The following is a 12,312-nucleotide window of genomic DNA, read 5'->3' on the forward strand; positions in this document are numbered from 1 at the left end:
GCCTGGCGGGGGATGCCTCTCATCTGGTACGAAAAACGGTTAAATTCACTGTTTTAAGCTACGCTTTTCTCTCAAGCCTATGAAAAAGGCCACAAAATAATGAGGAAAGCAGAATGACGATTATTAAGGGGATTACAGGGCCGGCGGTGCTTCTGGCGGCGCTGAGCCTGCCGTTACAGGCCGCAGAGCCGGTTAAGGTGGGTTCCAAAATTGATACCGAGGGCGCGTTGCTCGGCAATATCATTTTGCAGGTGCTCGAAAGCCACGGCGTGAAAACGGTCAATAAAGTGCAGCTTGGCACCACGCCTGTCGTGCGCGGTGCTATCACTTCCGGCGAGCTGGATATCTACCCGGAATACACCGGCAACGGGGCATTCTTCTTCAAGGATGAAAACGATCCGGCCTGGAAAAATGCCAAAGCCGGGTACGAAAAAGTCAAAAAGCTGGACGCGGAAAAAAATAAGCTGGTCTGGCTTACACCGGCACCGGCCAACAACACCTGGACCATCGCGGTGCGCAAAGATATCGCCGAGAAAGGCAAGCTCACCTCGCTTGACGATCTCAGCCGCTACCTGAAAGAGAAGGGCGAGTTTAAGCTCGCGGCCTCGGCAGAGTTTATCGAGCGCGCTGATGCCCTGCCAGCGTTTGAAAAAGCTTATGATTTCAAGCTCGATCAGGCACAGCTACTCTCTCTGGCGGGCGGCGACACGGCGGTGACCATTAAGGCGGCGGCGCAGAAAACCTCCGGCGTCAACGCGGCGATGGCTTACGGCACCGACGGCCCGGTCGCGGCGCTTGGTCTGCAAACCCTGACCGACCCGAAAGGCGTTCAGCCAATTTACGCCCCAACCCCGGTCGTGCGCGAGGCGGTGCTGAAAGCCTACCCGGATATCGACGATTGGCTCAAACCGGTGTTTGAAAAACTGGATGCGAAAACGCTGCAACAGCTGAATGCCAGCATTGCCGTAGAGGGGCTGGATGCCAAAAAAGTGGCTGCCGACTTCCTGAAACAACAAGGGCTTGTGAAGTAACGGGATAAGGCTGTGCCAATAAAATGTCATAACCGCGTCCTGCTGCTGTTGGTCTGTGTGGCCATCGTGGCGGTCGCGTTACCTTTTGTGAATGTCGCGCCAAACCGTCTGGTGTCGGGCGAACCGCGCGCGCTGTGGCAGATCTGGGCATTTACGCCGCTGCTGCTGGGCGCGACGCTGGCGAGTACCGTAGTCTTAGCCTTCTGGCCGGGGCGAACCGCGCTGTGGCTGACGCTTCTGCTCAGCGAAGCGCTGTTTATCGTACTGTTCTGGAGCGCAGGACAGGCGGCAACGCAGATGGCCTCGGTTGAAAGCCCGCTGGCGCGCACGTCGATTGGCAGCGGCCTGTGGCTGTGGCTGGCACTCTGCCTGCTGGCCTGTAGCGATGCCATTCGCCGCCTGACGCCGATACCTGTGTGGCGCTGGCTGCTGAACGCGCAATTCTGGGTTATTCCCCTGCTGATCCTCTTCAGCGGCGATCTGAATCAACTCTCGCTGTTAAAAGAGTACGTCAACCGCCAGGAGGTGTTTGACAACGCACTGGCGCAACATCTGACGATCCTGTTCGGGACGCTGGTCCCGGCGCTGCTGCTGGGCGTGCCGCTGGGCATGTGGTGCTACCGACATCCCAGCCGCCAGGGTGCCGTCTTTACCGTGCTCAACGTTATTCAGACCATCCCCTCCGTTGCCCTGTTTGGCCTGCTGATTGCCCCCCTCGCCGGTCTGGTTAAATCCTTCCCTGCGTTGGCCGCGGCAGGCATTGCCGGAACCGGGCTGACCCCGGCGCTGATTGCCCTTGTGTTGTATGCGCTGCTGCCACTGGTGCGCGGCGTGGTGGCGGGGTTAAGCCAGGTTCCGCCCGACGTGCTGGAAAGCGCCCATGCGATGGGGATGAGTGCGCGCCAGTGTTTCTGGAAAATACAGCTGCCGCTTGCGCTTCCGCTGCTGGTTCGCAGCCTGCGGGTGGTGGCGGTGCAAACCGTTGGGATGGCGGTAATTGCCGCGCTGATCGGGGCGGGCGGCTTTGGGGCGCTGGTGTTCCAGGGGCTGCTCAGCAGCGCGCTGGATCTGGTGTTGCTGGGCGTTGTGCCCACGATTGCGCTGGCGGTCGTGCTGGATGCCCTGTTTGCCCTGTGGCTCGCGCTGCTCAGGAGAAGAGCCAATGATTGAATTTCATGATGTGAGTAAAACCTTTGCGGGCCGTCCGGCGGCAAGCCATCTCAATCTGCATTTTGCCGAGGGGGCGTTCTCGGTATTGATCGGGACGTCGGGGTCGGGAAAATCGACGACGCTGAAGATGATCAATCGGCTGGTGGAGCACGACAGCGGGACGATTCGCTTTGCCGGAGAGGAGATCCGCAGCCTGCCGGTGCTGGAGCTGCGGCGGCGTATGGGCTACGCCATTCAGTCCATCGGCCTGTTTCCCCACTGGACGGTGGCGCAGAACATTGCCACCGTGCCACAGCTGGAAAAATGGTCCCGGGGGAAGATCAATGAGCGTGTCGACGAGTTGATGGCGCTGCTGGGCCTGGACGCGTCGCTTCGCGACCGCTACCCGCACCAGCTTTCCGGCGGACAACAGCAGCGGGTCGGGGTGGCGCGCGCGCTGGCCGCTAACCCGCAGGTACTGCTGATGGATGAGCCCTTCGGCGCGCTGGATCCGGTCACCCGCGGCGTACTTCAGGCCGAGATGAGCCGCATCCACCGTATTCTCGGGCGCACCATCGTGCTGGTGACGCATGATATCGACGAAGCACTGCGGCTGGCCGATCGTCTGGTACTGATGGATCACGGCGAAGTCGTCCAGCAGGGTACGCCGCTTGAGCTGTTAACGTCGCCGGCAAACGATTTTGTGCGTGAGTTCTTTGGCCGCAGCGAGCTGGGTGTCAGGCTGCTCTCGCTGCGCACCGTCAGGGACTATCTGCGTCCGCAGGATGCGCAAATCGGTGGTGAACCGCTGCATGACGGGATGAGCCTGCGCGATGCCCTTTCGGCGTTTGTCGCCCGGCAGTGTGAGGTGTTACCCGTTGCGGACGGGCAGGGGACACCATGCGGGACGATCCATTTTCGCGATCTGCTGGCGGGGGAGGTGACGCGTGAAGTGGGTCCGTGATCCGTTACTCTGGCTGACAGGGCTGTTTATCGCCTTACTCTACCTGATGCCGCACAGCGCGGCGCTGTTTAATGCGCTTATTCCCGGGCTGCCGCGCCCGGTGTACCAGCAGGAGAGCTTTGTTAATCTCACCCTGGCGCACTTCTGGCTGGTAGCGGCGTCAAGCGTGATTGCCATCGTGCTGGGCACAGGTGCCGGTATTGCGGTGACGCGGCCTGCGGGCAGGGAGTTCCGTCCGCTGGTGGAGACCATCGCCGCAACGGGGCAGACCTTCCCGCCGGTGGCCGTGCTGGCGATTGCCGTGCCGGCGATCGGTTTTGGGCAGGAGCCTGCCATCATTGCGCTGATCTTGTACGGCGTGTTGCCCATTCTGCAAGGGACGCTGGCGGGCATTGCCGCGGTGCCTGCATCGGTGCTGAGCGTAGCGGAAGGGATGGGAATGAGCGCCTGGCAGCGGCTACTGAAGGTTGAACTGCCGCTGGCCGCACCGGTGATTATTGCCGGTGTGCGGACGTCCGTGATCATCAACATTGGTACGGCAACCATCGCATCGACGGTCGGGGTCAATACGCTGGGGACGCCGATCATTATCGGGTTAAGCGGGTTTAACACGGCCTATATTATTCAGGGGGCGGTTCTGGTTGCGCTGGCGGCGATTGTGGTGGATCGCCTGTTTGAACGCCTGGCCGGATACCTCAGCCAACACCGCCGCGAACAATAAACGAGTAACCTGCAAGCATAACGCCACCGATACCGCTGACGGCCATCAGTGCAAAAAGGGTAATTACGGCCAGTTTCGTTGCCTTCATCATGTGCTCCTGTTGTTAACGGAACAATTATACGGTGAAGCGCAGCTGTTAATGAACCATTAAATGCCGTTACAACGCATTTGGCCCCAGCGAGTAAACGGGATAACCATGTTCGCGCCATTCCGTGAGGAGCTGCTGTTGGGAAGCGGAGGGGACTTCGCCACACCAGACCAGCAGCGTCTGCCCCTCAAACAGTTCCGGCCTGAGCTGTGCCAGGGAGTGTGCAAGCACGTCAACGCGCCAGCCCTGCTGGGTGGCAATCCAGGCTTCGAGCCACAGCCGGGTGGTATCGTGGACGTTCCAGCCGATCACCAGCGCATCTTTGCTGTTTTTATTCCGCGCTGAGGCAAGACAGACGGAAATATAGTTAATCAGCACGCCATCAAGCATACTGAGCAGTGCCTGTAAGGTGGTTTGCTGACACTGAAGCCGACGCCGTAGGGGAATAAAAAGATGGGTGATCAGGGTTTGCGCGGGGTAGTCTCGACCCTGTTCTTTGATCCAGCCGCGCAGACGCTGCAAATTGCCGGTCTGCAACAGCCTCAGCAGCGTTTCCTGCTGCTCGCGCCAGAGATGCTGCGTATCAGGATCGTCCTGGCTCAGAAGCGATTTCACCTTGCCGACCTGTACGCCATTGTCGATCCAGCTTTTGATCTCGCGGATCCGGTCAATATCCGCATCGTTAAACAGGCGGTGCCCGCCGTCCGTTCTTTGCGGCTTAAGCAATCCATACCGTCGCTGCCACGCCCGTAGCGTAACGGGATTGATATCACACAGGAGTGCCACTTCACCTATCGTGTAAAGCGCCATTTTCGCCCCCAGGCTTGCGCGTCCCCAGCTTAACTGTAGACCCACTTTGCGGAACCAGGAAGATTTGATTCTTTTTTGTACAAATTATACGAAAGACAGGTTATCTCCGGCAAAAGGTGTGATGACGGACACGATTTATCGCTTTTTTGGCACGTTTCAAAGAAAGTTAACCGCCATCAGTGTATGTTACGCGTTTTTAGAATGTGCGGTTTGTGAGTATGTACGAGTTTAATCTGGTGCTGCTGTTGCTTCAGCAGATGTGCGTGTTTCTTGTCATCGCCTGGTTGATGAGCAAAACGCGCCTGTTCATTCCGCTGATGCAGGTCACCGTCCGTCTGCCGCACAAATTCCTCTGCTACGTCGTATTTTCCATATTCTGCATTATGGGGACCTGGTTTGGTCTCCATATTGAAGATTCCATCGCCAATACGCGCGCCATTGGCGCGGTAATGGGCGGGCTGCTCGGAGGCCCGGTCGTGGGCGGTCTGGTGGGGTTAACCGGCGGCCTGCACCGCTATTCGATGGGCGGTATGACGGCACTAAGCTGCATGATCTCCACCATTGTCGAAGGGCTACTCGGTGGTCTCGTCCACAGCTATATGATTAAGCGCGGACGGCCGGATAAAGTGTTCAGTCCCCTTACCGCCGGGGCGATTACCTTCGTGGCGGAAATGGCGCAGATGGCGATCATCCTGCTGATCGCGCGCCCGTTTGACGATGCGTTACATCTGGTCAGCAGCATTGCCGCACCGATGATGGTCACCAATACCGTAGGTGCGGCGCTGTTTATGCGCATTCTGCTCGACAAACGCGCCATGTTCGAAAAATACACCTCGGCATTTTCTGCCACCGCATTAAAAGTTGCGGCGTCGACGGAAGGGATCCTGCGGCAGGGATTCAACGAGGAGAACAGCATGAAGGTGGCGCAGGTGCTGTATAAAGAGCTGGATATCGGGGCCGTGGCGATTACCGATCGCGAAAAGTTGCTGGCGTTTACCGGTACCGGGGACGACCACCATCTTCCAGGTAAGCCGATCTCCTCGGCCTACACTTTGCGCGCTATTGAAACGGGTGAAGTGGTGTATGCCGACGGGAATGAAGTGCCGTACCGCTGTTCCCTGCATCCGCAGTGCAAACTTGGCTCTACGCTGGTTATTCCCCTGCGGGGCGAAAACCAGCGCGTCATGGGCACCATTAAGCTTTACGAAGCCAAAAATCGCCTGTTCAGCTCCATCAACCGCACGCTGGGGGAGGGTATCGCCCAGCTGCTTTCGGCGCAAATCCTGGCGGGGCAGTATGAACGGCAAAAAGCGCTGCTGACGCAGTCAGAAATTAAGCTCCTGCACGCTCAGGTGAATCCGCATTTCCTGTTTAACGCGCTCAACACGCTGAAGGCGGTGATCCGCCGCGACAGCGATCAGGCCGCGCAGCTGGTGCAATTTCTGTCGACATTTTTCCGCAAAAACCTGAAGCGTCCCTCGGAGATCGTCACCCTCGCGGACGAGATTGAGCATGTAAACGCCTATCTGCAAATTGAAAAAGCGCGCTTCCAGTCACGATTACAGGTGTCGTTATCCGTCCCGGATGAGCTGGCGTATCAGCATCTTCCGGCCTTTACCCTGCAACCGATTGTGGAGAACGCCATTAAGCATGGGACGTCGCAGCTGCTGGGAACCGGAGAACTCATGATTTCCGCTTCCCGTTTTAACCACCATCTGGTGCTGGATATTGAAGATAACGCGGGGCTGTATGAAGTCTCCGCGTCAGGCGGTCTGGGCATGAGCCTGGTGGATAAGCGCCTGCGCGCACATTTTGGTGATGACTGCGGTATCACCGTCGCCTGTGAGCCAGACCGCTATACCCGAATTACCTTACGATTGCCGCTGGAGGAGAACGCATGTTAAGAGTGCTGATTGTTGATGATGAGCCGTTAGCACGGGAAAACCTGCGTGTCCTGTTGCAGGAGCAGAGTGATATTGAGGTCGTGGGGGAATGCGCCAATGCCATTGAAGGCATCGGTGCTGTGCATAAACTGCGCCCGGACGTGCTGTTCCTCGATATTCAGATGCCGCGCATCAGCGGTCTGGAGATGGTCGGCATGCTCGACCCGGAGCACCGTCCCTATATCGTCTTTCTGACGGCTTTTGATGAGTACGCGGTAAAGGCGTTTGAAGAGCACGCGTTTGATTATCTGCTGAAACCGATTGAAGAGAAACGCCTTGAAAAGACCCTGACCCGTCTGCGCCAGGAGCGTACCGCGCAGGACGTGACGCTGCTGCCGGAGCATCAGCAGCCCCTGAAGTTTATCCCCTGTACCGGGCACAGCCGGATTTACCTCCTGCAAATGGACGACGTTGCCTTTGTCAGCAGTCGTCTGAGCGGGGTATACGTCACCAGCGCTGAAGGCAACGAAGGCTTTACCGAGCTTACGTTACGCACGCTGGAGAGCCGCACGCCGCTGATTCGCTGTCATCGACAGTATCTGGTGAACATGGCGCACCTGAAGGAGATCCGCCTGGAAGATAACGGCCAGGCCGAACTGGTGCTACGTGCAGGGCAAACCGTGCCCGTCAGTCGTCGCTATCTGAAAAGTTTGAAAGAGGCGATAGGGCTGTAAAACTGGTACACTGCGCGCCATTGCATCATCGACATTCGAAGGCTCTATGCTAAGTAACGATATTCTTCGTAGCCTGCGCTACACCCTGAAAGCGAACAATAATGACATGGTGCGCATTCTTGCGCTCTCCGACATGGAATCCCCGTCCACCGGGTTCGACACCTGGATGACTAAAGAAGATGAAGAGGGTTTTGTTCGCTGCCCGGACATCATTCTGTCGGGCTTCCTGAACGGCCTGATCTACGACAAGCGCGGCAAAGATGAATCTGCGCCTGAGCTGGCGCTGGAGCGTCGGGTGAATAACAACACGGTGCTGAAAAAGCTGCGTATTGCGTTCTCCCTGAAAACTGACGACATTCTGGCGATCATGACCGAGCAGAAATTTCGCGTGTCGATGCCGGAAATCACCGCCATGATGCGCGCGCCGGATCATAAAAATTACCGCGAGTGTGGGGATCAGTTTCTGCGTTATTTCCTGCGTGGGTTGACGCAGCGGGTGCATAACCAGAAGGGGTGATTTTTAGCCGGGTGGCGGCCTCGCCTTACCCGGCTAAAAACTCGTTGGCCCGTGCAAGCGTAGCGCCGCCGGGCAAAAAAAAGCCGGATTCTCATCCGGCTTATTTATTACTTCACCTGCTGACCCGGCTTCGCGCCTTCGTCAGGGCTTAACAGGAAGATGTCTTTTCCGCCCGGGCCTGCGGCCATCACCATCCCTTCAGAGATGCCGAAGCGCATTTTACGCGGCGCCAGGTTTGCCACCATCACGGTCTGACGACCGATCAGCACCTGCGGATCAGGGTACGCGGAACGAATGCCGGAGAAGACGTTACGTTTCTCGCCGCCCAGATCCAGCGTCAGACGCAGCAGTTTGTCAGAACCTTCCACGAACTCCGCGTTTTCGATCAGCGCCACGCGCAGGTCGACTTTGGCGAAATCATCAAAGGTGATGGTCTCCTGAATCGGATCGTCCGCCAGCGGGCCGGTCACCGGCGCGGCAGCCGCTTTCACCTCTTCTTTTGATGCTTCCACCAGCGCGTCAACCTGTTTCATCTCGATGCGGTTATACAGCGCCTTGAAGGTGTTCACCTTGTGGCCGAGCAGCGGCTGCTGGATGGCATCCCAGGTCAGTTCGGTGTTCAGGAATGCTTCCGCGCGGGCTGCCAGCTGCGGCAGAACCGGCTTCAGCCAGGTCATCAGCACGCGGAACATGTTCAGACCCATGGTGCAGATCGCCTGCAAGTCGGCGTCGCGGCCTTCCTGTTTCGCCACCACCCATGGTGCCTGCTCGTCGACATATCGGTTGGCCACGTCTGCCAGCGCCATGATTTCGCGAATGGCTTTACCAAATTCACGACTTTCCCAGGCTTCGCCAACCGCAGCGGCGGCGTCGGTGAAGGTTTTATACAGCTCAGGATCGGCCAGTTCGGCAGAGAGCACGCCGTCAAAGCGTTTAGCGATAAAACCTGCGTTACGGGACGCCAGGTTCACCACCTTGTTGACGATGTCCGCGTTCACGCGCTGCACGAAATCTTCCAGATTCAGGTCGATATCGTCGATGCGGGAAGAGAGCTTCGCGGTGTAGTAGTAGCGCAGGCTATCCGCATCGAAGTGGTTCAGCCAGGTGCTGGCCTTAATAAACGTCCCGCGAGATTTGGACATCTTCGCACCGTTGACCGTTACGTAGCCGTGTACGAACAGGTTAGTCGGCTTGCGGAAATTGCTGCCTTCAAGCATCGCTGGCCAGAACAGGCTGTGGAAGTAAACGATGTCTTTGCCGATGAAGTGGTACAGCTCGGCGGTGGAATCTTTCTTCCAGTACTCGTCGAAGCTTAGGGTATCGCCGCGCTTGTCACACAGGTTCTTGAAGGAGCCCATGTAGCCGATTGGCGCATCCAGCCAGACGTAGAAATATTTGCCCGGCGCGTTCGGGATTTCGAAGCCGAAGTATGGCGCATCGCGGGATATATCCCACTGCTGCAGACCGGATTCAAACCACTCCTGCATCTTGTTCGCCACCTGCTCCTGCAGCGCGCCACTGCGGGTCCACGCCTGCAGCATTTCGCTGAACGACGGAAGGTCGAAGAAGAAGTGCTCGGAGTCACGCATCACCGGCGTGGCGCCGGAAACCACGGATTTCGGCTCGATAAGCTCGGTCGGGCTGTAGGTCGCGCCACACACTTCGCAGTTATCGCCGTACTGGTCCGGGGATTTACATTTCGGACAGGTGCCTTTGACGAAACGGTCCGGCAGGAACATGCCTTTTTCCGGATCGTACAGCTGAGAGATGGTGCGGTTTTTAATGAAACCGTTCTCTTTCAGACGGGTGTAGATCAGCTCTGACAGCTCGCGGTTCTCGTCGCTGTGCGTGGAGTGATAGTTGTCATAGCTGATGTCAAAGCCAGCAAAATCGGTCTGATGCTCCTGACTCATTTCGGCGATCATCTGTTCCGGGGAAATTCCCAGCTGCTGCGCTTTCAGCATGATTGGGGTGCCGTGGGCATCGTCCGCACAGATGAAGTTCACCTCGTGGCCGCGCATTCGCTGGTAACGGACCCAGACATCAGCCTGGATATGCTCCAGCATGTGGCCGAGGTGGATTGAGCCGTTGGCGTACGGCAGGGCGCACGTTACCAGAATTTTTTTCGCGACTTGAGTCATAGTAGGCATTACTTCTTTTAACTGTGAAAAGGGTTTTCGATATTACCAAAAGGGGCATTATTAAGTAAGCACAAACCACGGCCTTTCAGGTAAACTTGTTCATCTAAGGTCTTATTCACAAGAACAAAGGAGTCGGGATGAGTTCTCAATCCCAGGCCAAATCACCGGAAGCCTTACGAGCAATGGTCGCCGGGACGCTGGCTAATTTTCAGCATCCAACCCTGAAGCACAATCTCACGACGCTGAAAGCGCTTCATCATGTCGCATGGCTGGACGATACGCTGCACATTGAGCTGCAGATGCCGTTCGTCTGGACCAGCGCCTTTGATGCCCTGAAAGAGCAAACCAGCTCTGAGCTGCTGCGCATTACTGGCGCAAAAGCAATTGACTGGAAGCTAAGCCACAGCATCGCCACGCTCAAGCGCGTGAAAAATCAGCCGGGCGTTAACGGCGTGAAGAACATCATCGCCGTCAGTTCTGGCAAGGGTGGGGTGGGTAAATCGTCGACCGCCGTGAACCTGGCGCTTGCGCTGGCGGCAGAAGGGGCGAAAGTCGGCATCCTGGATGCTGATATTTATGGCCCGTCCATTCCGAACATGCTGGGTGCTGAAAACCAGCGTCCAACTTCGCCGGACGGTACCCACATGGCGCCGATCGTGGCGCACGGTCTGGCGACCAACTCCATTGGTTACCTGGTCACGGACGATAACGCAATGGTCTGGCGCGGCCCGATGGCCAGCAAAGCGTTGCTGCAAATGTTGCAGGAGACAATGTGGCCTGACCTCGATTATCTGGTGCTGGACATGCCGCCGGGCACCGGTGATATCCAGCTGACGCTGGCGCAGAACATTCCGGTCACCGGCGCCGTCGTGGTCACCACGCCGCAGGATATCGCGCTGATCGACGCCAAAAAAGGCATCGTCATGTTCGAGAAGGTGGAGGTGCCGGTACTCGGCATCGTCGAAAACATGAGCATGCACATTTGCAGCAACTGTGGACACCATGAGCCGATCTTCGGTACCGGCGGTGCGGAGAAGCTGGCGGCGCAATATCACACCCAGCTGCTGGGGCAACTGCCGCTGCATATCACACTGCGTGAAGATCTGGATAGCGGTAAGCCGACGGTGGTCAGCCGTCCTGATAGCGAATTCACGGAAATCTATCGTCAGCTGGCGGGGCGCGTTGCGGCGCAACTGTACTGGCAGGGGGACGTGATCCCGAGCGAGATCGCCTTCCGCGCGGTGTAACGCCTCTGCGCGTCAGTGCCGGGTGGCGGCTTCGCCTTACCCGGCCTACCTCGATTTTGTAGGTCAGGTAAGCGTAGCGCCACCTGACTTTACCCAAGCCGATAGTGCATCAAATAATACTCTCCTTCCGGAGAATCCCCCGTCGCCTCAATGTGCCAGCCGTGGCGCTGGTAAAACGCAACCGCCCGCTCATTCTTCACCAGACACTTCAGCGCGCCTGTACTGGTAAACGTCCTCTGTACTTGTTCCAGTAACAAACGGCCAACTCCCAGACGCTGATACTGCGGGTCGACAAACAGATTGTGCAAAAAGTTATCATTTTCCCAGACGGAGGCAAACCCTACCCGGTGACCGTCGTGAATCGCAACCCAGATCTGCTCGTCACGCGTTGCGGCGTCAAAATCCTCAAGCTGCCATTCAGAATTGTCCAGCCATGGCCAGGCCACGCGTCGTGCATGCAGGTACAGCGTGCGCAGAAATGGCCGGTCGTCCTCCTGCCAGGGCCGGATCATCGTATCAGCGGTGATAGAAAATATCTCCGTTATAGGCTTTGTAGATTTTGCCATCAGCATCGCCAATCAGAACGTAATTTTCACCCATGTAGGTCCAGTGCGTACCGGCATCGGGCGCGGGAAGGTTACGTAGCTGGTACTGTTTGATGGTGTACTCTGGCGTCTGATACTGCGCGGGCGCGGTATCGCCAATCTTAAATTTGGTGAAGTCGGCGATGAACTCCTGCTCTTCATAAGCCTTAATGCCGGAAGGCGCGGCGGCCGTTTGCGGGGCTGCGAATGCGGAGCCCGCCAGAGAGAGTAATACACCCAGAAGCACCAATTTACGCTTAGCCATTTTTTCTCCAGTGATATCGTTACGGATACGCTTGTCTGCGGGGGACAGTGCCGCAGACAGCCCATTTTAAGTATCAAAACAGGGTGTGTTTGAAAAAAAATGTAACAAAAGTGAACGGTTTTGTGTAGTGCCAGCGGTTGTGAGTATTTTTGATATGAATGCGTGCTGACGGGAATAA

At 57.2% G+C, this 12,312-nt stretch carries 13 protein-coding genes; 8 read left to right on the forward strand and 5 right to left on the reverse strand.

Going from position 1 to position 12,312, the window contains the following annotated elements; translation table 11 throughout:
• The first annotated feature begins 113 nt into the window (after positions 1-113).
• From osmF to AC4OVS_RS07565, 4 genes are read left to right on the forward strand one after another with little or no spacing between them, the layout of a single operon-like run.
• On the forward strand, positions 114-1,031 hold the full coding sequence (osmF, locus tag AC4OVS_RS07550; protein WP_367076028.1) for a glycine betaine ABC transporter substrate-binding protein OsmF: 918 nt from the start codon (positions 114-116) through the stop codon (positions 1,029-1,031).
• Positions 1,032-1,043: 12 nt separating this feature from the next.
• Positions 1,044-2,201 carry an ABC transporter permease gene (locus AC4OVS_RS07555; RefSeq protein WP_491922294.1) on the forward strand — a complete coding sequence of 386 codons (1,158 nt, stop codon included), beginning with the start codon at positions 1,044-1,046 and terminating at the stop codon, positions 2,199-2,201.
• A complete protein-coding gene (locus tag AC4OVS_RS07560) occupies positions 2,194-3,144 on the forward strand; it encodes an ABC transporter ATP-binding protein (RefSeq protein WP_491922295.1) in 951 nt (316 codons plus the stop codon). The genes AC4OVS_RS07555 and AC4OVS_RS07560 overlap by 8 nt, the downstream gene beginning before the upstream one ends.
• Positions 3,128-3,865, forward strand: a complete 738-nt coding sequence (locus tag AC4OVS_RS07565) for an ABC transporter permease (RefSeq protein ID WP_022648679.1) — start codon at positions 3,128-3,130, stop codon at positions 3,863-3,865. The genes AC4OVS_RS07560 and AC4OVS_RS07565 overlap by 17 nt, the downstream gene beginning before the upstream one ends.
• Here AC4OVS_RS07565 and AC4OVS_RS07570 read toward each other — a convergent pair.
• A complete protein-coding gene (locus tag AC4OVS_RS07570) occupies positions 3,840-3,953 on the reverse strand; it encodes a protein YohO (protein WP_022648678.1) in 114 nt (37 codons plus the stop codon). The genes AC4OVS_RS07565 and AC4OVS_RS07570 overlap by 26 nt on opposite strands.
• A gap of 69 nt (positions 3,954-4,022) precedes the next feature.
• Entirely contained in the window at positions 4,023-4,763 is a 741-nt protein-coding gene (gene mlrA / locus AC4OVS_RS07575) for an HTH-type transcriptional regulator MlrA (protein ID WP_022648677.1), read from the reverse strand.
• Between the two features lie 218 nt (positions 4,764-4,981).
• Between mlrA and AC4OVS_RS07580 the strand changes: the two genes are divergently transcribed.
• The 3 genes from AC4OVS_RS07580 to AC4OVS_RS07590 are packed head-to-tail and all read left to right on the forward strand — an operon-like array spanning position 4,982 to position 7,897.
• A complete protein-coding gene (locus tag AC4OVS_RS07580; RefSeq protein WP_491922296.1) occupies positions 4,982-6,667 on the forward strand; it encodes a LytS/YhcK type 5TM receptor domain-containing protein in 1,686 nt (561 codons plus the stop codon).
• Positions 6,661-7,380 carry a two-component system response regulator BtsR gene (gene btsR / locus AC4OVS_RS07585; protein ID WP_022648676.1) on the forward strand — a complete coding sequence of 240 codons (720 nt, stop codon included), beginning with the start codon at positions 6,661-6,663 and terminating at the stop codon, positions 7,378-7,380. The genes AC4OVS_RS07580 and btsR overlap by 7 nt, the downstream gene beginning before the upstream one ends.
• 46 nt (positions 7,381-7,426) lie before the next feature.
• The gene (locus tag AC4OVS_RS07590; RefSeq protein WP_491922297.1) at positions 7,427-7,897 is read left to right on the forward strand and encodes a YehS family protein; all 471 of its coding nucleotides are present in this window, start codon (positions 7,427-7,429) and stop codon (positions 7,895-7,897) included.
• A 107-nt stretch (positions 7,898-8,004) separates the two neighbouring features.
• On the opposite strand, the gene metG is transcribed toward AC4OVS_RS07590, so the two are convergent.
• Positions 8,005-10,038 carry a methionine--tRNA ligase gene (gene metG / locus AC4OVS_RS07595; protein ID WP_023300575.1) on the reverse strand — a complete coding sequence of 678 codons (2,034 nt, stop codon included), beginning with the start codon at positions 10,036-10,038 and terminating at the stop codon, positions 8,005-8,007.
• 137 nt (positions 10,039-10,175) lie between these two features.
• Here metG and apbC point away from each other — a divergent pair, with 137 nt between their 5' ends.
• Entirely contained in the window at positions 10,176-11,285 is a 1,110-nt protein-coding gene (apbC, locus tag AC4OVS_RS07600; RefSeq protein WP_023300574.1) for an iron-sulfur cluster carrier protein ApbC, read from the forward strand.
• A gap of 89 nt (positions 11,286-11,374) precedes the next feature.
• Here apbC and AC4OVS_RS07605 read toward each other — a convergent pair whose 3' ends face one another.
• Both AC4OVS_RS07605 and AC4OVS_RS07610 read right to left on the reverse strand, forming a co-directional pair.
• A complete protein-coding gene (locus AC4OVS_RS07605; protein WP_032622520.1) occupies positions 11,375-11,851 on the reverse strand; it encodes a GNAT family N-acetyltransferase in 477 nt (158 codons plus the stop codon).
• Positions 11,802-12,134 carry an RcnB family protein gene (locus AC4OVS_RS07610; protein WP_022648672.1) on the reverse strand — a complete coding sequence of 111 codons (333 nt, stop codon included), beginning with the start codon at positions 12,132-12,134 and terminating at the stop codon, positions 11,802-11,804. The genes AC4OVS_RS07605 and AC4OVS_RS07610 overlap by 50 nt, the downstream gene beginning before the upstream one ends.
• Positions 12,135-12,312 lie beyond the last annotated feature (178 nt).

The sequence above is a fragment of the Enterobacter sp. 4974935 genome (assembly GCF_058661735.1).

What these genes read in the sequence shown, in the direction of transcription:
- osmF (WP_367076028.1), top strand. Translation starts at nt 114, where the DNA reads ATGACGATTATTAAGGGGATTACAGGGCCGGCGGTGCTTCTGGCGGCG.
- AC4OVS_RS07560 (WP_491922295.1), top strand. Translation starts at nt 2,194, where the DNA reads ATGATTGAATTTCATGATGTGAGTAAAACCTTTGCGGGCCGTCCGGCG.
- AC4OVS_RS07570 (WP_022648678.1), bottom strand. Translation starts at nt 3,953, where the DNA reads ATGAAGGCAACGAAACTGGCCGTAATTACCCTTTTTGCACTGATGGCC.
- mlrA (WP_022648677.1), bottom strand. Translation starts at nt 4,763, where the DNA reads ATGGCGCTTTACACGATAGGTGAAGTGGCACTCCTGTGTGATATCAAT.
- AC4OVS_RS07580 (WP_491922296.1), top strand. Translation starts at nt 4,982, where the DNA reads ATGTACGAGTTTAATCTGGTGCTGCTGTTGCTTCAGCAGATGTGCGTG.
- btsR (WP_022648676.1), top strand. Translation starts at nt 6,661, where the DNA reads ATGTTAAGAGTGCTGATTGTTGATGATGAGCCGTTAGCACGGGAAAAC.
- AC4OVS_RS07590 (WP_491922297.1), top strand. Translation starts at nt 7,427, where the DNA reads ATGCTAAGTAACGATATTCTTCGTAGCCTGCGCTACACCCTGAAAGCG.
- metG (WP_023300575.1), bottom strand. Translation starts at nt 10,038, where the DNA reads ATGACTCAAGTCGCGAAAAAAATTCTGGTAACGTGCGCCCTGCCGTAC.
- apbC (WP_023300574.1), top strand. Translation starts at nt 10,176, where the DNA reads ATGAGTTCTCAATCCCAGGCCAAATCACCGGAAGCCTTACGAGCAATG.
- AC4OVS_RS07605 (WP_032622520.1), bottom strand. Translation starts at nt 11,851, where the DNA reads ATGGCAAAATCTACAAAGCCTATAACGGAGATATTTTCTATCACCGCT.
- AC4OVS_RS07610 (WP_022648672.1), bottom strand. Translation starts at nt 12,134, where the DNA reads ATGGCTAAGCGTAAATTGGTGCTTCTGGGTGTATTACTCTCTCTGGCG.